This is a genomic window from Desulfuromonas versatilis, assembly GCF_019704135.1.
In the GTDB taxonomy this organism is placed as follows: domain Bacteria; phylum Desulfobacterota; class Desulfuromonadia; order Desulfuromonadales; family NIT-T3; genus Desulfuromonas_A; species Desulfuromonas_A versatilis.
Window position 1 is genome coordinate 3860322 of record NZ_AP024355.1, and the last position, 21942, is coordinate 3882263.

A 21942-nucleotide genomic window follows, 5' to 3' on the forward strand; every position below is an offset into this window, starting at 1 on the left:
AAGCAGTTGCACATTTTCCCATGATGGTCCATGTCTACCTTCGGTCAATCCACTTCCGCAGGAGTGCAGGGTGCCCGATTCACGATCCGCCGATCAAGAAAAACCACCAGGTTCGCCGGCTTCCACCGTTCTTGTGGTTCTCGAACGCCCCGGGCAGGCCAGGCTGCTTCGCCAGGCCTTCGCCAGCCCGGGCGCAGGCCTGCGGGTGGTTCTGGCCGCCAGTCTCGCCGAGGCACGGAGCTACCTGGCCCGAGGCAACCCCGCTCTGGCGGTGCTCGACCGGGTTCTGCCCGATGGCCGAGCGAGCGAGCTGTTCCCGGTCGAACAGGGGCACCCGGCGTTTCCGGTGATTATCCTGACCGATCCCGGGGATTCGGCGGAACCCGCAGAGCTTGACGGGCGCGTCGGGTCCCTAGACTACCTGGCCAAATCCGACGCTGTCCTGCTTGCTCTTCCCCAAATTGCCGAACTGGCCCTGCGCAGATGGCGCGACAGTCTGGAACACCGAAAGGCTGCCGAAGCTCTGCGGATCAGCGAAGCGAGATTTCGCGGCGCCTTCGAAACCGCCGCCCACGGCATGGCGCTGGTGGGAACCGACGGACATTTTCAGCAGGTCAACCAGGCGTTCTGCACCATGCTCGGCTACAGCGAAGCGGAGCTGCTGGCGACCGACTTCCAGAGCCTCACCCATCCCGAGGATCTGGGCAAAGGCCCGGACTGCATTCGCCAACTGCTGGCGGGGGAAACCCTGGTGTGCCATTTCGAAAAACGCTATTACCACAAGCAGGGCAGCATCATTTGGGCCCTGCTCAGCGTCACCCTGGTTCGTGACGGGATGGGAAATCCGCTGCACCTGGTTGCACAGATCCTGGACATCACAGAACGCAAACAGGGCGAGGAGAAACTGCGGGAGGCCAACCGGGAATTGGAAGCCTTCGTCCACACCATCTCCCATGACCTGCGCACCCCCCTGACACCCATTATCGGGTTCGCCGGCTACCTGAAAGAGACTTACCAGGGGAGCCTGGACAGCCACGCCACTGAAATTCTCGGGGATATCGAGACCCAGGGGAATAAAATGCTGGTCCTTCTGGAAGATCTGCTCGAACTGGCCCAGGCCGGGCACCTGAAGAGGCCCCGACGCCCGGTTTGCACGGAAGAGATCGTCAGTGAGGTCATTGAGACCCTGAAGAGCCAGTTTCCCCACGCCGCGGCGAACATGGAAATTGCCCCTCCCCTGCCCCCTGTCCGCGCGCCTCGAACCCTGCTCTTCCAGCTTTTTTCCAACCTCATCGGCAACGCCTTCCGCTACGGCCTCTCCGCCAAAGGGCCGGTCCAGGTGGGGGGGGAGCGCAACGGGGGGCGGGTCAGGTTTTTCATCCGCGATCATGGACCGGGCATCCCCGCGGAAGAGCGCGAACGGATTTTCGCACTTTTCTACCGCGGCACCACCGGCCGCGACAATCCCGGCACCGGCATCGGGCTGGCCACGGTACGCAAGATCGCCCAGTCATTCGAAGGACGCTGCTGGGTGGAGGAAACACCCGGCGGGGGGAGCACCTTCTGGGTGGAACTAGGCGATCCGCCGGCTGAGGAATAAGCCCATCCGAGGGGTCGCCACCCCGCGGCAAGCCGGGGGGCGGTCATTGCGCGCAGATGGCAGCAGCAGTACAATGGGCCGAAGGAGCCCGCCATGGAAAAAAAACACCCCTGCCCCGACTGCAAACAGTGCCAGTGGTGCAGTGACGATCGTTGCCGGCTGTGCCTGAAAACCGGCTGCCGCAAGAAGCTGTCGATGGCCGAGCAGATCGCGCTCTTCGAAAAGCTCAACGCGCCCGGCTGCCCCCGGATTGAACCGGACTCCAAACCCTCCTGAACCGCCCCCTTCCCGCGATTTTAATCCCACCTCATTCAGCTCCTGTCATTAGTCGTTTTTACTCGCAAATTCAACTAGTTATGGCGCGCTATTTGCTGTTGACAACGGCATCTGCGAACGTCTATGAATAGAGTCTCGGCATCCGGGTCGGTTCGCCAACAAGAGTTTTTTGGTACGAATACTCAAGTACGCCTTCAGGGAAACAACCACATGGACTGGCTTTTTCCAGCCGTCATATCCGCTTTGGCCTGCGGCCTGGTCATGGTCCTGGTGTTTGCCTTCCTGCACCGGCAATACCGCGACCGGCACCTCGCCCTCTGGGGATGGAGCTGGCTGTTCTTTTCGCTGCGCTTCGTGGTGGTTCTGCTGCAGATCCAGGGGATCGCGCCGACCCTGTCACCCTGGCTGATCCAGGCCTTCAGCCTGGCCAGCGGACTGCTGATTCTCCAGGGCTGCTACGCCTTCATCGGCCAGAAGGCTTCCCCGCTGTGGATCGCCTGCGGGTTCATGGGGGTGGTCTGGCTGTTCTGCGCCCGCCTCGCCGACTTTTCCTTTTTCGCCGAGAACCTGCCGATTTTCGCCTTTTATGCCCTGGTATCGATCTGGGCCGGCGGCCTGCTGCTCAAGTCCGGGCAGGCCCGGGGCCCGGGCAAGCACCTCACAGGCTGGGGCCTGATCCTCTGGGGGCTGCACAAGCTCGACTATCCCTTCCTGAGGCCCGTGGAATGGTTCGCCCCCTGGGGTTTTCTGATCGCCGGGGTGTTGAGCCTGACCATCGCCCTGGGGATGCTGCTCACCTATTTCCAAAGGGTCCGCGACGAACTGCTGGACCAGAAAGCCAAGCTGCGCCAGAGCCGGGAATATTTCCGCACCCTGGTAGAGGCCATCCCCCAGGGAGTCATCGAGTGTGACACCCGCGGCCGCATCACCTACGCCAATGCCGGCTACTGCCGGATGAAGGGGAAACTACCCGGCGATATCATCGATGAATATCTCTGGGACATGGTGACCCTGACCGAGGGGCGGCGCAAGCTGCGGGAAAAATTCATAAAAATCCTCGCCGAACGGCCGACCCCCTCCCCGGAAATCCTGCTCAACTTCACCCACGACCACAAACTGGCCTGGCGACAGCTGGACTGGGCCTATCTGCAGGACGACCTGGGGCAGCTGACGGGGTTCATCGCCCTGGTCACCGACATCACCGAAAGAATCCACCGGGAAGAGGCCCTGCGCGCCGCCAACCAGACCCTGGAGGCCCTGTTTCATGCCGCCCCCACCCCGATCTGCGCCCTGGATCTCGGGGGCCGGGTCACCCAGTGGAACCCGGCGGCGGAAAAGGTTTTCGGCTGGAGCCGCGAGGAGCTTTTGGACCGCGCCTACCCGCTGGTGCCCGAGGAGCGCAGCGAGGAGTTCCGCGCCAACCTGCAGCTGGCCAGGGAAGGGCAGAGCCAGCTGATGTTCGAGACCGTGCGCCTCCACAAAGACGGCGATGAGGTCCAGGTACGGATCTCCTCGGCCCCCTTGCGCAGCCGCCAGGACGAGGTGACCGGGGTCATCCTGGTAATGGACGACATCACCGCGGTCAAGCGGGCCGAGGCCGCCCTGAAAAAGCAGGCGACGCTGCACCAGACGGTGCTCAATGCCATTCCGGCGCCGATTTTCTTCAAGGACAGCGAGGGGATCTACATCGGCTGCAACGACGCCTTCGCCGAGTTTCTCAGGCGCCCGCGCGAGAACATCGTCGGCCAGTCGGTCTACGGAGTGGCCCCGGCGGAGCTCGCCGACATCTATCACCGCGCCGATATGGAGCTGATGCAAAGGAGCGGCAACCAGGTTTACGAGGCCCAGGTCGCCTACGCCGACGGCACCCGGCGGGACGTAGTGTTCCACAAGTCGGTTTTCCAAAGGGCCGATGGTCGTCTCGGCGGGCTGGTCGGGGCCATGATCGACATCTCCGAGCGCAAGCAGATGGAGACGGCGCTGCGGGAAAGCGAGCGGAAGTTCCGCGCCATCTTCGACCAGACCCTGCAGTTCATCGGGCTGGTTTCCCCCGAGGGCATCCTGCTGGAGGCCAACCGCTCCTCCCTCGAGGCCCTCGGCCTGGAAGAATCTCAGGTCCAGGGGAAGCCGTTCTGCGACACCCCCTGGTGGAGCCACTCCGCCACGGAAAGGGACAAGCTGGTCCGGGCCATAGACCGGGCCCGCCAGGGCGAGCTGGTGCGCATGGAGACCAGTCACCCCAACCCGGCCGGGGGATTCTACCAGGTGGATTTCAGCCTCAAGCCGGTGATCGGGCAGGACGGGGCTCCGGCCTACCTGATTGCCGAGGGGCGCGACATCTCGCGAATGAAGCAGGCCCAGTCGCGGCTGCTGGACAGCGAAACCCGCTTCCGCCGCCTCTCGGTGGAATTCCAGACCCTGCTCGACGGCATCCCGGAGCGGATCATCCACCTTTCGCCCGAGATGAAGATCATCTGGGCCAACCGCTCGGCGGCCGCCGGTGAGGGCCGCAAGGCTGCAGCCGTCACCGGTCATCTCTGCCACCAGCGCTTTCACCACAGCGCCCAGCCGCACCCCGACTGCCCGGTGCAGAAAAGCTTCCGCAGCGGCCGCGTGGAAAGCGCCAAGATCACCGATGCCGACGGCAGCGTGTGGGGGGTGAAGGCCTTCCCCCAGAAGACCCCGGAGGGACAGGTCGCCAGCGTCATCGAAATGGCCAGCGACATTACCGAACGCATCCAGCACCAGCAGGAAGCCGAGCGCACCGGCCGGCTGGCCTCCCTGGGCGAGCTTTCGGCGGGGGTGGCCCATGAGATCAACAACCCCAACGGTCTGATCCTTCTCAACCTGCCGTTTCTGAGCGAGGCATTCGCCGACGCCATGCCGATCCTCGATGCCTGGCACCGACAACAGGGCGAGTACTCCCTGGGGGGATTGGAATTTTCGCGGGTAAGGGAAGAGATCCCCAAGGTTTTCGAGGAAATGATCGACAGCGGCCAGCGCATCAGGGCGATTGTCGAGGATCTGAAGAATTTCGTGCGCCGCAACGGCGAAGCCCCCCGCGAGAGGTTCGATCTCAACCGGGCGGTGCAGACCAGTTTGCGCCTGACCTCCAACACCCTGCGCCAGGCCACCGAGCGGTTCACCACGGCTCTGGCGGAGCAGCTTCCGCCGGTGCTGGGCAACAGCCAGCGCATCGAGCAGGTGCTGGTAAACCTGATCCAGAATGCCTGCCAGGCGCTGCCCGACCGCAACCGGGGCATCCACCTGGAAACCGCCCACGATGCCCCGCAAAAACAGGTCGTGCTCCGCCTGCGCGACGAGGGGTGCGGCATCCCCCCGCAAGCCATCCCCCGCATCACCGACCCCTTTTTCACCACCAAGCGCGATACCGGAGGCACCGGCCTAGGCCTGTCGGTTTCGGCGCGCATCGTCAAGGATCACGGCGGTTCGCTCAGCTTCGACTCGGCTCCCGGCAAGGGGACCTGCGTCACCCTGAGCCTTCCCGTTTTCGAGGAGGATTCGCAAGGATGAAGGCCGCTCTCTACCCCAAGAATCCGGTCCTGCTTGTGGATGACGAGCCGGCCTGGCTGCGCAGCCTGGGCAGGGCCCTGGAACGTTCGGCCGGGATCAACAACCAAATCGTCTGCCAGGACAGCCGCCAGGTCATGCAGATTCTCGCCCGCCAACCGGCCAGCCTGGTCCTGCTCGACCTGACCATGCCTCACCTTCCCGGCGAGGAACTGCTCGGCAGCCTCGTCCAGAACCATCCCGAAACCCCGGTCATCATCCTCACCGGCGTCAACCAGGTGGAAACCTCGGTGCGCTGCATGAAGCAGGGGGCCTTCGATTTCTTCGTCAAGGGGGTCGAAGAAGAGCGCCTGGCTGCCGGGGTGCTGCGCGCCATCCGCATGCAGGAACTCGACCGGGAGGTGCGCGAGCTGAAAAACGGGCTGCTCGACGGACAGGTGGAAAACCTCGATGCCTTCTCCGGAATCCTCACCCGCAGCCCGAAGATGCACGCCATTTTCCGCTACATCGAGGCGGTGGCGCCCAGCAGCCAGCCGGTGCTGGTCACCGGCGAGAGCGGTGCCGGCAAGGAGCTGGTGGCTCGGGCCCTGCATCTCATCGGCCGTCCGGAAGGGCCCTGGGTGCCGGTCAACGTCGCCGGGCTCGACGACAGCATCTTTTCGGACACGCTTTTCGGCCACACCCGCGGAGCCTTTACCGGTGCCGACCGGGCCCGCGCGGGGATGATCGAACAGGCCGCCGGGGGCACCCTGTTTCTGGACGAGATCGGCGATCTGAGCCCGGCCTCGCAGGTCAAGCTGCTGCGCCTGCTGCAGGAAGGGGAATATCTGCCCATCGGCGCCGACCGGCCCAAGCGCAGCAGCGCCCGTATCATCGTCGCCACCAACCAGAACCTGGCCGCCCTGCAGGCCTCCGGCGCCTTCCGCAAGGACCTGTTCTACCGCCTGCAGGGGCACCAGGTGCAGCTGCCGCCGCTGCGCGAGCGCCCCGAGGATCTTCCGCTGCTGCTCGAGCACTTTCTGGCCAAGGCCGCCAGGGAGCTGGGCAAGCGCAAACCGACCGCCCCGGAGGAGCTTGCGGTTCTACTGGCCACCTACCATTTTCCAGGGAACATCCGCGAGCTCGAGGGGATGGTTCACAACGCCGTGGCCACCCACCAGGCGGGCAAGCTCTCCACCCAGAGTTTCCGCGTGGCGCTGGGACTGGAGCGGAGCGAGGCGACGGGCAACGGCAAGGGCGCCGCATCAGGCCCCGAAACGCCCGGCCTGGTCTTCGGCGACCAGCTGCCGACCCTGAGCGAGGCCGCCGATCTGCTGGTCGCGGAGGCGCTGAGCCGCTCCCAGGGCAACCAGACCATCGCCGCCGGCCTGCTCGGCATCACCCGGCCGGCCCTCAGCAAGCGCCTCAAGAAGCTGCGCGCCTGACCACCTGCGAGTCAGCCTTTTGACGGCGGGGCCCATCCCCATCGCCCCGCCCCACTCCAGTCATATCTAAGGGTTGGCAGGTCGCCTTGCACGGGCACTCCCCTTGCATGGCACGCCCCCAGGCGCTTTCTCCCGGGGGTGAGACCCGCGAAAACGCCAAACCAAATCATCCGGAGAAGCTAATCATGGAAAAAGGATTCACCATCGGCGGCAAAATCAGGCTGCTGGTAGGCACATTGCTGGTATTCACCGCGCTGGTCGGGGTCGGTTACCACACCCTGGTCGGCAAGGTCAGGGACGTGGGGATCGCCAAGACGGCCGAGGTCATGCTCGAGGGGCACCAGCGTGAATTGAAGAACCTGGTCGATTCCATGGCCGCCACCCTGGGCCGGGCTATCGCCGAGGCCCCCGACGAGCAAGCTCGGCAGCAGATTATCGGCCAGTTGCTCGACAAGGTACGCTTCGAGGAGGACGGCAGCGGTTATTTCTTCGTCTACACCCGCGCCGGGGTGGTGGTCACCGTGCCGCCCAAGCCCGAGCTGCGGGGCAAGGACCTCTCCGGCAACGTCGACAAGAAGGGGAACCACTTCATCCGCGACCTGATCGCCGCCGCAGGGCGCGGCGGCGATTTCGTCCGCTACTATTTCGACAAACCCGGGCAGGGGGTGCAACCCAAGCTGGCTTACGCCAAGACCATACCCGGCACCGACTACTGGGTCGGCACCGGGGTCTACATCGACAACGTGGAGCAGAACGAGCTGGCCAACCGCGCCGAAATCAATGCCCTGAGCGGTAAGTTCGTGACCTGGCTGATAGCCGGGGTGGTGCTGCTGCTGGCCCTGGTGCTGCCGCTGAGCTGGCTGCTGGTGCGCAGCATCGTCAAGCCGGTGAAAGGCATCGAGGAATTCGCCCGCCAGGTGAGCGCCGGCAACCTGGGCACCCGACTCAGCGGCCGGTTCGACGGCGAGCTGAGGCAGCTGAAGGTCTCCATCGAGCAGATGGCCGAGCGGCTCAGGCAGCGCGCCCAGCTCGCCGAGGCCATCGCCGAGGGGGATCTGACCGGCGAGGTGGAACTGACCTCGGAGCAGGACCAGTTCGGCAAGGCCCTGGCGAAGATGACCCGCCGCCTCAATGAGCTGATGGGGCAGATCCAGATTTCCGGCGAGCAGATCGCCAGCGGCGCCATGCAGGTCTCGGACTCCAGCCAGTCCCTCTCTCAGGGCGCCACCGAATCGGCCAGCTCCCTGGAGCAGATCAGCAGCTCGCTCACCGAAATCACCTCCCAGACCCGGCTCAGCGCCGAGAACGCCGGCCAGGCCCGGCAGCTGACCCTGCAGGTGCGCGAGGCCGCCAATCAGGGCAACCTGCGCATGCGCACCATGGTTTCGGCCATGGGGGAAATCAACGAGGCAAGCCAGAACATCTCGCGCATCATCAAGACCATCGACGAGATCGCCTTCCAGACCAACCTGCTGGCGCTCAACGCGGCCGTCGAAGCGGCCCGCGCCGGCCAGCACGGCAAGGGCTTCGCGGTGGTCGCCGAGGAGGTGCGCAACCTCGCCGCCCGCAGCGCCACCGCCGCCCGGGAAACCGCCGAACTGATCCAGAACTCGGTGGAGAAAACCACCCGGGGCAGCGACATCGCCCGCCAGACCGAGGAGGCCTTCGGCACCATCGTCGGCGGCATCGGCCAGGCCTCGGCCCTGGTGGAGGAGATCGCCGCGGCCGCCAACGAGCAGGCCCAGGGACTGGCCCAGATCAACATCGGCCTGGGGCAGATCGACCAGGTGACCCAGCAGAACACCGCCAACGCTGAGGAGAGCGCCGCCGCGGCCGAAGAACTCTCCAGCCAGGCGGCGCGGCTGCGGGACATGCTGGGCCGCTTCCGCATCAAGGGCCGCCAGGGCGCAGCAAACAGCCGGGCGCTCTCCTACCAGCCCGACGACTGGGGCTGAGGCGGCGCTGCTGATCTCTGTCTGAACCAAACACCGTCACCCTGGTTACCCCGCAACCAGGGTGACGTCTTTTCATCTCCAGCTATTTCAGATAATTAGCTGTTATTCCCCCACCCCCCGTTCCTCCGGTTACACCCTTGTCCCCGCCTCCTGGCGAACAGCAAAGCATTAGAATTTCAACTACTTGGTATTAATTTCGCAATTCTGGCATCCCCCTTGCTCATTAAACCAGGCATCCGAGCGGCTTCGGCCCTGACGAGACAAGAGCTGCAACCCCATTGAGCAAGGAGAAACAATGAAAGTATCCACCAGGATTACCGCCATCTGCCTCGGCCTGGTTCTGCTGACCGCACTGGCCATCGTCGGCGTGACCATCTACCAGGAAAACAGCCTGCAGAAAAGCATCCGCGGGGAGATGGACCTGGTGATTCGCAGCGAGGCGCAGAAAATCGCCCAGGATGTCTACCTGATGGCCCGCAGCGCCCACGAGTCGGTGCAGCAGACGGTGGGCTACAGCCTCAAGGTCGGCCACAGCCTGTTGCAGCAATACGGCGCGGTCTCCTTCGGCGAGCGCCTGGTTGACTGGCAGGCGACCAACCAGCTCACCAAAGCCACCACCAGGCTCCAGCTGCCCGAAATGCTGGTCGGTTCCACCTGGCTCGGGCAGAACAGCGAAATCGCCCAGGCGACTCCGGTGGTCGACGAGGTCCTCAAGCTCACCGGGGCCACCTGCACCATCTTCCAGCGCATGAATCCCGCCGGCGACATGCTGCGGGTCGCCACCAATGTCGAAACACTCGACGGCACCCGGGCCATCGGCACCTTCATCCCCGCCGTCAACCCCGATGGGCGGAAAAACCCGGTCATCGAAAGCGTACTGCGGGGCGAAACCTTTCGTGGCCGCGCCTTCGTGGTGAACGCCTGGTACATCACCGCCTACGAGCCGATCTGGAACGCGGCGCGGGACCAGGTCATCGGGATCCTCTACGTCGGCGAAAAGCAGGAGAACATCACCAGCCTGCGCCACGGGGTCATGGACATCGTGGTCGGCAAAACCGGCTATGTCTCCATCCTCGGCGGCAGCGGAGAACAGCAGGGACAATACCTGATCTCCAAAGGCGGCCTGCGCGACGGGGAAAACATCTGGGAGGCGCGGGACGCCGAGGGGCGGCTGTTCATCCAATCGATCATCGAGAAAGCCCGCGGGCTCGAAGCCTCCTCCGGTTCCGGCGCCATCCCCGTGGCATTCGAGCGCTATCCCTGGAAAAACGAGGGCGAGAGCCGGGCCAGGAGCAAGGTCGCCGCCATCACCTACTACGCCCCCTGGGACTGGGTCATCATCGCGGGACTCTACGAGGACGACTTCAGCGAGATGACTGAGCGGGTCAACGGCGCCTTTGCCCGGATGACCAAAGCCATCGCCGCCATCGCCGCCGTCGTCACCCTGCTCGGCTTCGTCCTGGCCTGGCTGACGGGCCGCAACCTCAGCCGGCCGCTGGTGGCGACGGTGGCCATGTTGCAGGACCTGGAGGCCGGCCGCCTGGAGCGGCGGCTGAACCTGAAGCGCAGCGACGAAATCGGCCAGATGGCCGCCACCATGGATGCCTTTGCCGACAACCTGCAGAACGAGGTCATCCTGGCCCTGCAGAAACTGGCCGGCGGTGACCTGACCTTCGCCGTGCAGCCCCGGGACGAAAAGGACGTGATCCGCGGGGCCCTCAAGACCCTGGGGGATGATCTCAACAGCCTGGTCGGACAGATCCAGATTGCCGGGGAGCAGATTGCCAGCGGCGCCGTCCAGGTATCCGACTCCAGCCAGTCGCTCTCCCAGGGGGCCACCCAGTCGGCCAGCTCCATCGAGGAGATCAGCAGCTCGCTCACCGAGATCACCGCCCGAACCCAGGCCAGCTCGGAGAATGCCGGCCAGGCAAGACAGCTGACCGGGCAGGTCCGGCAATCCGCCGAAGGCGGCAACAGCCAGATGCAGACCATGGTGGCCGCCATGACCGATATCAACGAGGCCGGGCAGAACATCTCCAAGATCATCAAGACCATCGACGAAATCGCCTTCCAGACCAATTTGCTGGCGCTCAACGCGGCAGTGGAGGCGGCCCGGGCGGGGCAGCATGGCAAGGGCTTCGCCGTGGTCGCCGAAGAGGTGCGCAACCTCGCCGCGCGCAGCGCGCGAGCCGCCAGGGAGACCGCCGACCTGATCCAGGCCTCGGTGGAAAAGACCGCCCGCGGCAGCGAAATCGCTCAGCAGACCGCCGCCACCTTCGCCGAAATCGTCACCGGCATCGGCAGGGCGTCCCAACTGGCGGCGGAAATCGCCCAGGCCGCAGACGACCAGGCCCAGGGCCTGTCGCAGATCAACATCGGCCTGGAGCAGATCGACCAGGTCACCCAGCAGAACACCGCCAATGCCGAGGAGAGCGCCTCTGCGGCCGAAGAGCTCTCGGGCCAGGCCGTCTGCCTGCGCGAGATGCTCTCCCGCTTCAAGGTCCGCAATGGCCAGGATGCCGTGGCCGGCGACCGCGCGCCTCGGGGCGCCCGCCCGGCGGAGGACTCCGAGGGCTGGAACCTGCTGCCCGGCCCCAGGGATTAAAACCCATGCCATGCCCCCCTCCGGGATGGCGGGGGGCATGGGCAACGCTCCCAACCCCATGCCGGAAGGGTGTAACCAGGGTTACCCCCCTCTAAACCGGAAAAAGCCCCAGGGCCGCACCGGCCGGGGCCGGCAGCGGGAAACCGCAGCCCCCAGGGTAACTTTGGCTACCCCCTTCGAACAGCACAAAAAACCAATAAAATCTTGTTTTTCATGCAATCTTCAATGGTTTCCCATTTCAATCCACAAGGGCATGGCGCTTGCAAAACCATGGTTTACTATCTGCACAGCGTGTTGACGCCTTCATTGAACGTGCCTGGCCCTCCGGAGGAAAAATAGCCATGCAACCCTGCCGCGTCCTGCTTCTCGACCACCGGGAAGACACCAGGGAAAACACGGCCTTCCTGCTCCGGTTGGCGGGCTTTCAGGTCAGCGCGGTGCAGGAGGCGGCCGAGGCGGTCAATTGGGCGGCCAGTCGCCGGGAATCCCCCGAACCGTTCGGGGTCCTGATTGTCAGCAACCTTGAGTCCCGGGGAACAGCGCTGGAACTGCTCCAAGAGATGTTCCGCCGGGGGGTGCCGCTGCCGGTCCTGTTCATATTGCGCGCCGCCGGCAGGGAAAGCTTTTCCTGCCCTGCCGCTTCGGCCTTACCGGTGGCCTGCTGCAGGCCGGATGAACTGATCGAGATGCTGAGGAAGCTGCTGAGAGAGAACCCCTGAGAGAGCCGCCCCGCCCCGGGGCGCCCTTCTCCATCGCCCGGTTCGATCTGTAACCAAAACACGGAGCCTGCGGTATGAAAAACCTGAAACTCGCCCACAAAATCTTTCTGCTGAGCGCGGTCCTCATCCTGGTCTTCTCCCTGACCATCGGCTGGATCTACACCCGGCTGAAAACCAACCTCTACCAGGGCAAAAAGGCGATGGTGCAGAACACCGTCGAATCGGCCTGGGGGATCGTCGATCACTTCGTGCTGCAGGCCCAGAGCGGCGCCATGACCCAGGAGCAGGCCAAACAGGCGGCCCGGGAGGCACTGCGCCACACCCGCTTCGAGGGGGAGAACTACTTCTGGATCAACGACCTGGCGCCGGCCATGATCATGCACCCCATGAAGCCCGAGCTGGAAGGTAAAGACCTCTCCCAGAGCAAGGACCCCGACGGCAAGGCGCTGTTTATGGAGATGGTCGAGGTGGCCAAGACCAGGAAGCAGGGTTTCGTCGACTACAAGTGGCCCAAGCCGGGAATCGCCGAACCGGTGCGCAAAACCTCCTTCATCAAGCTCGTACCCCAGTGGGGCTGGGTGGTCGGCGCCGGCCTCTATCTCGACGACATCGAGGCCGAACTGGGCCGGATGTTCTACCAGATCCTCGCCATCCTGGCCGCGGTACTGGTGCTCTCGGCGGTTTTGGTGATGAGCGTGGCGCGCAGCATTTCCGGACCCATGCAAAAGGTGGTGGAGATGATCGGCGAGATGGCCCGGGGCCGCCTGGGAAACCGCCTCAACTGGCAACGGCGGGATGAAATGGGGCAGATGGCGCGCACCATGGACCAGTTCGCCGACGATCTCGAGCACGAAATGATCGCCGCCCTGCAGCGCCTGGCCGCGGGAGACCTGACCTTCAACGTCAGCCCGAAGGATGAGCGGGACGTCATCCGGGGGTCACTGAAAAAGCTCAAAGAGGACCTGAGCGCCCTGGTCGGCAGGGTGCAGACCTCCAGCGAGCAGATCGCCGCCGGTTCGAGCCAGGTGGCCCAGGGGAGCCAGGCGCTCTCCGACGGCGCCACCAGCCAGGCCAGCTCCATGGAGGAGGTCTCCAGCTCGATGACTCAGATCGCCTCCCAGACCCGCCTCAACGCCGAACACGCCAGCCAGGCCAACCAGCTCTCGGCCCAGGCCCACAACGCGGCCCAGAACGGCAACCACCAGATGCAGGAACTGACCCTGGCCATGGAAGAGATCTCCTCGGCCGGGCAGAACATCTCCAAGATCATCAAGGTGATCGACGAGATCGCCTTCCAGACCAACCTGCTGGCGCTCAATGCCGCGGTCGAGGCGGCCCGGGCCGGCCAGCACGGCAAGGGCTTCGCGGTGGTCGCCGAGGAGGTGCGCAACCTCGCCGCCCGCAGCGCCCGCGCCGCCAAGGAGACCGAAGAGCTGATCGCCGGCTCGGTGGCCAAGACCCAGAAGGGGACGGAAATCACCCGCCGCACCGGCCAGGCCCTGGACGAGATCCTCGAGAGCATCTCCAAGGTGTCCCAGCTGGTGTCGGAAATCGCCGCCGCATCCACGGAGCAGGCCCAGGGGGTCGCCCAGGTCAACCAGGGGCTCAGCCAGATTGACCAGGTAACCCAGCACACCACCGCCAGCGCGGAAGAGAGCGCGGCCGCCGCCGAACAGCTCGCCACCCAGGCCGACCAGCTGCGCAAGCTGCTGACCCGCTTCAAGCTGCAGGGCAGCCCCCCTCGCCAGGCCCCGGCCAGAGCTCCCCAGCAACCCCGCCCCGCGGGGCCGAGCCTTGCCTGGGACAGCCTGGAGACGGCCGCGCCGCTCGCGCCGCGGCCCGTTGCCTCTACAAAACCTGCGGAAAAGGCCGTCCCGACCAAGGAGGGCTTCATCGCCCTGGACGATGCGGAATTCGGCCGCTATTGAAAGAGCCCAGGAAAGGGGTGCACAATGATCGCCACGATTTTCAGACAATGTCGCCGGGGAACCTTCCCCGCCATCCTGCTGTTTGCCGCCCTGCTGCTGGCCGCCACGAGCCTGCCCGGCCTGGCGGGTGAGAACTCCCGCCCGCTGAAGATCAAGCTGCGCGGGGCTCTGAAGGCCGACGCACCGCGCACGGTCACCGTGGCCGATCTCGACAGGCTGCCCCAGACCGAATTCGATACTTTCGACCCGCACCAGGACCGGCAGGTCCATTACCGCGGGGTCCTGCTGCGCGAACTGGCGGCCGCCTACGGCCGGCCGGGTGCCGCTGGCATGGAACTGCACGCCATCGACGAATATCACGTCGAATTCAGCCGCAGCGAATGGGAAACCACGGATTTTCTCCTGGCCACCAGGATGGACGGCAAAACCATGAACATCAGAGAAAGCGGCCCGGCCAAGGTCGTGCTTGAATACCAGGCCAAAGGGGACAACGTCCCCAACTACGCGCCCAAGTGGATATGGCTGGTGAACCGCATCGAGTTTCTAGCCGAGCGAGAACAGTAATGATCCGACCCTCCCCCAAGAATTTCGTCCGTTTCGTAAAAACCCAGGGCCATTACCTGGCGATCGTTTTCTCGGTGGCGCTGCTGCTGCTCGCCCTCAATTTCGCCGGGGTGGCCGAAAACTTCGTCGCCTCCGACTTCGAGTTCCACCAGAACAGCAGGGCTATCATCAAGATCAACCTGATCTTTCAGCGGGCCTACGGCCAGGCCCTGGAGGCCCTGCAGAAAGGCGACGCCGAGCGTTTCGAGGAGGCCCTCGACCTGATGGACGCCGCCATCGGCTATGCCGGGACTCGCGACTACTTCAGCCGAGAGACTCTCCAGGCGCTGACGACCGCCATCGAACAGACCATGGACAGCCTGAGCCTGCAGTTCGAGCAGGTGGCAGCGGGGGCCGGTTTCGACGGCGCTGCCCTCGACGAAGCGGCCCAAAAAGCGGCGGAAATTTTCACCAGCCTCTCCAACGAGGACGTCAACAACTGGACCACCACCAAGCTCTTCGGCCAGCACCTCGATGCCCGGTTCCATAAGGCCAAGGGGTATCTTGCCTGCCTGGCGGCCTTCATGGTCCTTTTGAGCCTGCTGCTGGTCTATACCGCCTCCCGCCGCAACCGGGCCGAACGGGCCCTGCAGCAGGCCAACGCCGACCTGGAACGCCGGGTCGCCGAACGCACCGAGGAACTCACCGAAAGCACCCGGCGTCTGGAGGAGAAGTCCCGGCTGCTGCGCACCATCATCGACACCATCCCAGCGCCCATTTACTACAAGGACACCGCCGGCCGCTATCTCGACTGCAACAGGGCCTTCGAGGGGTTCTTCGGCATCCCCCGGGCCAGGGTCATCGGCGCCACGGCCTTCGACGTGGCCCCGCCCGACCTGGCCGGGCTCTACGAGCGGTCGGATCGCGAGCTGTTGGGCCAGGGCGGAACCCAGGTCTACGAAGCCTCGGTAATCCCCGCCGAGGGCCAAAAACGCGAGGTCATGTTCCACAAGGGGGTCTTCGCCAATGCCGCCGGAATGCCGGGGGGCCTGGTGGGGACCATGGTCGACATCACCGAACGGCGGCGGGCCGAAGAGGCCCTGCAGGCCAGCAAGGAATATTACCAGACGCTGGTCGAGGCCCTCCCCCACGGGGTTCTCGAATGCGACACCGAGGGAAGGATCGTCTTCGTCAACACGGCCCTCTGCCGGATCAAGGGCCAGTCCGCCGAAGAACTGGTGGGAACCCCGTGGTGGAGGGTCCTGGTCGATCCCGCACGCCATCAACAGGCCGCCGAGAAGTTTGCCCAAATCCTATGCGAAGCGCCGGCGCCGACCCCCCAGGTGCGGACCATCAGCCGCCCCGGCGGGCAGAGGATCGAGGTGCAGATCGACTGGGACTACCTGCGCAACAAGGCCGGCGAGGTCAGCGGCATCATCGCCGTGGTCACCGACATCACCGAACAGCGCCAGTCGAAACAGACGCTGGAGAGCCTCGCCTATTTCGATCCGCTGACTGGCCTGCCCAACCGCAACAAGTTCAGGGAATGCCTCGAGCAGATTGTCGGCGAAGCCCGGGAGTTCGGCTGGCAGGCCGGGGTCCTGTTCCTGGACCTGGACCGCTTCAAGCATGTCAACGACCTGCTCGGCTTCGAGAGGGGTAACGAGGTGGTGGGCCTCCTCGCGCTGCAGTTGCGCGAGGCGCTGGGCGAGCGGGGGGTGATCGCGCGAATCGGCGGCGACAAGTTCGCCTGCGCCCTGCCCGAGCTTTCCGGGGAGAGCGAAATCGAACAGGTGGCCGGCAACCTGCTTGCCGCCGTCGGCCGCCCCCTGCATATCGGGGGGCATGAACTGCAGTGCTCGGCCAGCATCGGCATCGCCATGTATCCCATGGCCGGCCAGGACGCCGATACCCTGCTGCAGAACGCCGATTCAGCAATGCACCAGGCAAAGTCGCAGACCCGGGGGAGCTGCAGCTTCTACTCCGAGGACATGAAACGGGGGGAGATGCAGCGCCTGGCCCTGGAAACCCATCTGCGCCACGCCCTGCCCCGCAACGAACTGGCGCTGCACTACCAGCCCCAGGTGCATATTGCAAGCGGCCGCACCGTCGGCGTCGAAGCCCTGCTGCGCTGGAGCCATCCGGAACTGGGCATGGTTTCGCCGGCCACCTTCATCCCGGTGGCCGAGGAGTCGGCGCTGATCCTCCCCATCGGCCAATGGATTCTCGAAACCGCCTGCCGCCAGGCCCGGAGCTGGCAGGATGACGGCCTGCCGCCGATCCGCGTCTCGGTCAACATCTCCGGCCTGCAGCTCAAGCAGCCCCACTTCGTCGACCTGATGGAGCAGACCCTGCGGCGCACCGGGCTGGGCCCGGAATGGCTGGAGCTGGAACTGACCGAGACCATCATGATGGAGAACACCGAGGACAATATCCGCACCCTCTACCAGCTGAAGGCGCTCGGGGTGCACCTCTCCATGGACGATTTCGGCACCGGCTATTCCTCCCTGAGCTACCTGAAGCGCTTCCCCATCGACAAGCTGAAAATCGACCGCTCCTTCGTGCGCGACCTGATGACCGACCCGGACGATGGCGCCATCGCCGAAACCATCATCGCCATGGCCCACGGCCTGGGCCTGGAGGTCATCGCCGAGGGGGTGGAGACCGCCGACCAGCTGGAGTTTCTCCAGGCCCGGCACTGCGACAAGTGCCAGGGGTATTTCTTCAGCAAGCCCCTGCCGGCCGCAGAGATCCCGGCATTTCTGAGCAGGAGCCTGCCCGGCAGCTGGGTGGTTCACCTCTGATGCACATCTGCCGGGGCGCACCTGCCGCCCCGGCGGAAAAACGGCTTGATTTTTTTCTCTTAATTCGCATACCCTTCAATTTTTAACCGCTCTTGCCGCCACGGCTGGTCGGGTATTTTTTGTGCACAGGCCGCCTCCGGATTCCTGGTCGAACCGTTCCAACGGGTCTCGCCGGACGGACGCTGCGAGAGAAGGTCATGCCGGCACTTCCCAAGCGCTTCACCACACGGCAAATCAAAACGCACGGCGCCTTCGCCCTGTCGACGGTGCTGGCGATTGTCCTGGCGACCCTGTTTCTCCGCCATACCCTGGTAAAACTCTCGCTCCAGGAAGCCCACACCCACCAGCAGCAACTGGCCCGCGCCATCGCCCATCAATTCGAAGGGGAGATCGGTCACTACCTGGCCAGCCTCGAGCTGGTCGCCCGCAGCGACACCTTCTCCCGCCTGGACCATGCCAAGCACATCGATCCGGCCATCCGCGGTGTCGATCCGGCGCTCGAGCCGGAAAAACATCGCCTGCTGGCGGGCCTGATCGAACCCGCAGGGCCTTTCTCCGCGGTATTCCTGATGCTGCCCAACGGCGACAACTACTTGTCCCACCCTTTTTCCACCCAGCGCAATCTCAACCAGTCCAATTTCGCCGACCGGCCCTATTTCCAGGCCGCCCGGGAGACCCGCAGCCGGGTCGTCACCGGCGGGTTCCTCGGCGCCAGCGGAAACCTGGCGGTGGTCATCGACCTGCCCCTGCTGGACGAGCAGGGCCAACTCCGGGCACACCTGGGAGGGGTTTTTCACCTGGGTCGGCTCTCGGCCATCCTCGACGAAAGCCGCCGCAACGAATTCGACACCGGCTTTCTCGTCGACCAGACGGGGCACCTGATCGCCCACAGCAATCCCGAGTATCTGGAAAACGGAAGGAGCCGCAACCTTGCCGATCACCCCATGCTCCGGCCGGGGGCGGATGAGAAGCAAGGGGGCGGGGCGCCGCGGACTCGTACCTTCACCGACCCCTTGAGCCAAAAGGAGTTGCTCGGCACCATAGTTCCCCTCGACTGGGGATGGCGCCTGGTGCTGGCCAAGGATCTCAGCGGCGTTTACGCCAGGAACCTACCGCCGATTCTGCGGATATCGACCCTGGTCGCCCTGCTGCTGCTGGGCATCAGCGGCCTGGGCCTGGCAACCACCTGGCGCATTGGCCGGCGCTGGGCCCTGGCCGACCGGGCCCTGGTCGAGAGCGAGGCGCGCCTGAAGCACATCTACGACCACTCCCCGGTCATGATGCACTCCATCGACCAGCAGGGGCAGATCTGCAACGTCAACCGCAAATGGCTGGAGGTCACCGGCTACCAACGGGAGGAGGTCATCGGCCGCAGGGCGGATTTCCTGATGAACGAGGAGTCGGCGCGCCGGGCCTTCGCATCGGTGATCCCCAGAATGTGGAAAGAGGGTTTCGTGCGGGATGTGCCTTACCGCTATATCCGCAAGGACGGCAGCGAGATCGACGTGCTGCTCAACTGCGACGCGACCATCGACCCTTCGGGAAAGCCCGTCAGCCTTTCGGTGGTCAGAGACGTCACCGAGCAGAAGGAAGCGGAGGAGGAACTCAGGCGGGCCAAGCAGGAGCTGGAGATCCAGGTGGAGCGGCGCACCGCCGAACTGCGCAAGACCAACGAGGGACTGCGCCAGGAGATCGGCGAGCGCCTGCGGGTGGAGGAGAAGCTGCGCGCCGCGGCCATTACCGATGAATTGACCGGGCTGTTGAATCGCCGGGGATTCTTCAAGATGGCCGATCACCAGCTCAAGGTCGCCCAGCGTGCCGGCCGGGAGCTGCTGCTTTGCTACTGCGACCTGGACGGCTTGAAGCTGATCAACGATCTGCTCGGCCACGCCACCGGCGACCAGGCCATCATCGATGCCGCCGAGGTCCTGCGGCGCACCTTTCGCCAGTCGGACATCATCGCCCGCCTGGGCGGGGACGAGTTCGTGGTGCTGGCCAACGAAACCGCCCGGGACAGCGAAGAGGCACTGGCCACCCGGCTGCACCACCACATCGATGCCCACAACCGCCAGCACAGCCGCCGCTTCAGGCTCTCCCTGAGTTTCGGCAGTCTGCTCTTCGATCCGGAAAATCCATGCGGCATCGACGAACTGCTGGCCCGCGCCGACCGCCTGATGTACCAGGACAAGCAGAACAAAAAAACTGAAGAGACCGACGACTGCAGTTCCGGCAAGCTCTTCTAACCGCCAGGCGCCCCTCCCGGCAATCCCGGCCTCAGCAGACCCCCTTGGCCGATGCTGCCACCTTTCTCCCCCCGACGGTCAGGATCACCAGCCCGCCGAACAAAAGAACGATTCCCGAAAAAGACAGAGCCGTGAGCCGTTCACCGAGAACCACCACACCCAGCAGACCCGCGGTGAGCGGCTCCGCCAGGGACAGGGTGACAGCGGTGGCCACGGAAACCTTGGCCAGGCCCCGGGCGAACAACCAGTAGGCCAGTCCGGCGGTCACCAGCCCCAGGTGCAGAATGACGGCTACCCCCCTGGGTTGGGCCAGCCAGGCCAGATCCCGGCCCAGCATCAGCGGCGCCAGAAGGACCGCGCCGAGGCAGAAAACCACTGCCATTACCGCATCGGGCGAGCGGCCTTCCAACAGCCCCTTGATCGCCAGGGTATAGGCCGCGTAAGAAGTTCCTGCGCCAATGGCCAGGGCAATGCCGAGGGGATCGACGCTGACACTGCCGCCGCTGGCCATCAGCAGGCCGCAGCCCAGAATCGCCAGCGCGGTGGCCAGCAGCCAGCGCCGACCCGGGCGCTCGCCGCGAAACAGCAGGCCCAGCAGGCCGGCCGCCACCGGTGAGCTGCCGATGCCGACGATCGTCCCCACGGCTACCCCGGTTTTGGCCACGGCGGCAAAAAAACAGACCTGGTAAGCGGCGGTAAAACCGGCCGCGCAGGCCGTTGGCAGCAGAGGCCAGTCGCGCAGCCGGCCGAGCCCCCCACGACAGAGCGCCAGAAGCAGCAGGGCAAGACCGCCGATGACCAGACGCAGCGCGCCGATGACCGTCGAGTCGAACCCCGCCGGGGCGAAGGCCTGGGCGGTGCCGGTGGTGCCCCAGAGCACCGCGGCCACCAGCACAAACCCGGCGCCGCCGGATCGACTTGGGGAGGAAGCAGGATCGGTCTGCATGAATCCTCTCTGTAGACGAAAATCAAGGGCTGGAGGCTGGCCCGCCCGGCGGGGCTTTTTTCAAAACCATCGCCTGGGGCCGGACCAGGTAGCCGATGGACAGGAACCGGCCGAAGATGTAGGCCATGGCCGCCCCGGTCATACCAGAGAGCCCGGAGTATGCCACGACCAGCCCCAGAAGTAAAAAGATTGCGGCCGCCTCGATGGCGGTGGCGACGGTGATGGGGCCGGTGAGCCGCCCGACCATGAGGATCGAGCGCTGGAAGCTGATCCAGACCGTCAACGCCGGAATGATCGCCATGATCATCAGCGGGGTGGTGGCGAAGGCGGCAAGCTCCGGGGTCAGCCCCGACACCCCCACGAACCAGACGTCCGCCAGGGGGGTGAAGGCGATCAGGGCCAGCACCGCCGTTGCCGCCGCGGCCACCCGCACGGCAAAATCCCGGAGCATCCGGTAGTGCTCGAAATTCTTTCCGACCAGGGCCAGCGCCACCTCCTGAAAGGAAAGACCGATGGCCCGGAAGACGAAGGTCAGCCCGTAGATGACCGGCATGACCGCCAGCGATTCGACAGGAAAAGCCCCTCGCCCGAGAAAGAAGGTCACCATGGGATGGACGCTCAGGCCGATGAAGGGGGTCAGGGCCAGGGGCAGGTAGAAGCGCCCGATCTCCCGGTAGCCCATGGGCTCGGCATCGGCATCGACCGGCGCGGCCAGGGCGTCGGCGATGGCCCCCGCGGCCATGTAGCGGGTCAGCAAGGCCTCTGCGGTCACCCCCGCCGAAAGGGCCAGGGCGCCGACGCAGGCTCCGGGGATGGCGGCGAAGCGGTAGAGGGCCAGGGCGGTGGCCGCCATGGCCACGACCCGCACGCTGGTGGCGACGGCCACCCGGCGGGTCTTGTGGCCGCGGATCAGCACCCCCTGGTAGAAGCGGCGAAAACCGATGGCCGCCGGCCAGGGGAGCAGCAGCACCAGCGACAAGTGGGTGAGCCGCGCCACCTCGGGGGTCAGCCCGATGAGCCGCCGCCCCACCAGGTCGAAGACCGGCGGCACCACCAAAAGCGCCAGCGCCGCCGTCACCCCCAGGTTGAGGAAAGTGGAGAAATTGCGCAGCCGCCGGTAGGAATCGGCGTCCCTTACCAGGGTGGCGGCGGCGCTCATCAGCATGATGATGGGCGACTCGGCCACCAGCCCGAAGGCATAGGCCACCCCGTAGGCCGCCAGGTTGTGCGCGGTATCGCCCATGCGGGCGATCACCGCCGCCAGAAACGGCCCCTCGATGGCCATCATCAGCCAGGTGGCGGCCAGCGGCGACCAGAAGCGGAAGATCTGGGCGTGGGTAAGCTGGGCGGGAGGTTGGTTCATCGGTT

13 protein-coding genes are annotated in these 21942 nt (G+C 65.1%); 11 read left to right on the forward strand and 2 right to left on the reverse strand.

The window, feature by feature from the left end; genetic code table 11:
• Positions 1 to 70: 70 nt before the first annotated feature.
• From DESUT3_RS17415 to DESUT3_RS17465, 11 genes are all read left to right on the forward strand, one after another.
• A complete protein-coding gene (locus DESUT3_RS17415; RefSeq protein WP_221249751.1) occupies positions 71 to 1600 on the forward strand; it encodes a sensor histidine kinase in 1530 nt (509 codons plus the stop codon).
• Between the two features lie 93 nt (positions 1601 to 1693).
• Positions 1694 to 1876: a hypothetical protein gene (locus tag DESUT3_RS17420; protein WP_221249752.1), complete on the forward strand. Its 183-nt coding sequence runs from the start codon at positions 1694 to 1696 to the stop codon at positions 1874 to 1876.
• A 210-nt stretch (positions 1877 to 2086) separates the two neighbouring features.
• On the forward strand, positions 2087 to 5410 hold the full coding sequence (locus DESUT3_RS17425; protein ID WP_221249753.1) for a PAS domain S-box protein: 3324 nt from the start codon (positions 2087 to 2089) through the stop codon (positions 5408 to 5410).
• The gene (locus DESUT3_RS17430) at positions 5407 to 6831 is read left to right on the forward strand and encodes a sigma-54-dependent transcriptional regulator (RefSeq protein WP_221249755.1); all 1425 of its coding nucleotides are present in this window, start codon (positions 5407 to 5409) and stop codon (positions 6829 to 6831) included. Before DESUT3_RS17425 ends, DESUT3_RS17430 begins: the two co-directional genes overlap by 4 nt.
• A gap of 185 nt (positions 6832 to 7016) precedes the next feature.
• Positions 7017 to 8786, forward strand: coding sequence for a methyl-accepting chemotaxis protein (locus DESUT3_RS17435; protein ID WP_221249756.1), 1770 nt, complete (start codon positions 7017 to 7019; stop codon positions 8784 to 8786).
• Between the two features lie 295 nt (positions 8787 to 9081).
• On the forward strand, positions 9082 to 11391 hold the full coding sequence (locus DESUT3_RS17440) for a methyl-accepting chemotaxis protein (protein ID WP_221249757.1): 2310 nt from the start codon (positions 9082 to 9084) through the stop codon (positions 11389 to 11391).
• 341 nt (positions 11392 to 11732) lie between these two features.
• Complete coding sequence (locus DESUT3_RS17445) at positions 11733 to 12110, forward strand: response regulator (RefSeq protein WP_221249758.1); 378 nt, start codon at positions 11733 to 11735, stop codon at positions 12108 to 12110.
• Positions 12111 to 12184: 74 nt separating this feature from the next.
• The gene (locus tag DESUT3_RS17450; protein WP_221249759.1) at positions 12185 to 14038 is read left to right on the forward strand and encodes a methyl-accepting chemotaxis protein; all 1854 of its coding nucleotides are present in this window, start codon (positions 12185 to 12187) and stop codon (positions 14036 to 14038) included.
• Positions 14039 to 14062: 24 nt separating this feature from the next.
• Complete coding sequence (locus DESUT3_RS17455) at positions 14063 to 14602, forward strand: hypothetical protein (protein ID WP_221249760.1); 540 nt, start codon at positions 14063 to 14065, stop codon at positions 14600 to 14602.
• A complete protein-coding gene (locus DESUT3_RS17460) occupies positions 14602 to 17385 on the forward strand; it encodes a putative bifunctional diguanylate cyclase/phosphodiesterase (protein WP_221249761.1) in 2784 nt (927 codons plus the stop codon). The genes DESUT3_RS17455 and DESUT3_RS17460 overlap by 1 nt, the downstream gene beginning before the upstream one ends.
• A gap of 197 nt (positions 17386 to 17582) precedes the next feature.
• On the forward strand, positions 17583 to 19628 hold the full coding sequence (locus tag DESUT3_RS17465) for a sensor domain-containing diguanylate cyclase (protein WP_221249762.1): 2046 nt from the start codon (positions 17583 to 17585) through the stop codon (positions 19626 to 19628).
• A gap of 31 nt (positions 19629 to 19659) precedes the next feature.
• Here DESUT3_RS17465 and DESUT3_RS17470 read toward each other — a convergent pair whose 3' ends face one another.
• Both DESUT3_RS17470 and DESUT3_RS17475 read right to left on the reverse strand, forming a co-directional pair.
• Positions 19660 to 20574, reverse strand: a complete 915-nt coding sequence (locus tag DESUT3_RS17470; RefSeq protein ID WP_221249763.1) for a DMT family transporter — start codon at positions 20572 to 20574, stop codon at positions 19660 to 19662.
• Between the two features lie 22 nt (positions 20575 to 20596).
• Positions 20597 to 21937, reverse strand: coding sequence for a hypothetical protein (locus DESUT3_RS17475; RefSeq protein WP_221249764.1), 1341 nt, complete (start codon positions 21935 to 21937; stop codon positions 20597 to 20599).
• Positions 21938 to 21942 lie beyond the last annotated feature (5 nt).

What these genes read in the sequence shown, in the direction of transcription:
- DESUT3_RS17420 (WP_221249752.1), top strand. Translation starts at nt 1,694, where the DNA reads ATGGAAAAAAAACACCCCTGCCCCGACTGCAAACAGTGCCAGTGGTGC.
- DESUT3_RS17425 (WP_221249753.1), top strand. Translation starts at nt 2,087, where the DNA reads ATGGACTGGCTTTTTCCAGCCGTCATATCCGCTTTGGCCTGCGGCCTG.
- DESUT3_RS17430 (WP_221249755.1), top strand. Translation starts at nt 5,407, where the DNA reads ATGAAGGCCGCTCTCTACCCCAAGAATCCGGTCCTGCTTGTGGATGAC.
- DESUT3_RS17435 (WP_221249756.1), top strand. Translation starts at nt 7,017, where the DNA reads ATGGAAAAAGGATTCACCATCGGCGGCAAAATCAGGCTGCTGGTAGGC.
- DESUT3_RS17440 (WP_221249757.1), top strand. Translation starts at nt 9,082, where the DNA reads ATGAAAGTATCCACCAGGATTACCGCCATCTGCCTCGGCCTGGTTCTG.
- DESUT3_RS17445 (WP_221249758.1), top strand. Translation starts at nt 11,733, where the DNA reads ATGCAACCCTGCCGCGTCCTGCTTCTCGACCACCGGGAAGACACCAGG.
- DESUT3_RS17450 (WP_221249759.1), top strand. Translation starts at nt 12,185, where the DNA reads ATGAAAAACCTGAAACTCGCCCACAAAATCTTTCTGCTGAGCGCGGTC.
- DESUT3_RS17455 (WP_221249760.1), top strand. Translation starts at nt 14,063, where the DNA reads ATGATCGCCACGATTTTCAGACAATGTCGCCGGGGAACCTTCCCCGCC.
- DESUT3_RS17460 (WP_221249761.1), top strand. Translation starts at nt 14,602, where the DNA reads ATGATCCGACCCTCCCCCAAGAATTTCGTCCGTTTCGTAAAAACCCAG.
- DESUT3_RS17465 (WP_221249762.1), top strand. Translation starts at nt 17,583, where the DNA reads ATGCCGGCACTTCCCAAGCGCTTCACCACACGGCAAATCAAAACGCAC.
- DESUT3_RS17470 (WP_221249763.1), bottom strand. Translation starts at nt 20,574, where the DNA reads ATGCAGACCGATCCTGCTTCCTCCCCAAGTCGATCCGGCGGCGCCGGG.
- DESUT3_RS17475 (WP_221249764.1), bottom strand. Translation starts at nt 21,937, where the DNA reads ATGAACCAACCTCCCGCCCAGCTTACCCACGCCCAGATCTTCCGCTTC.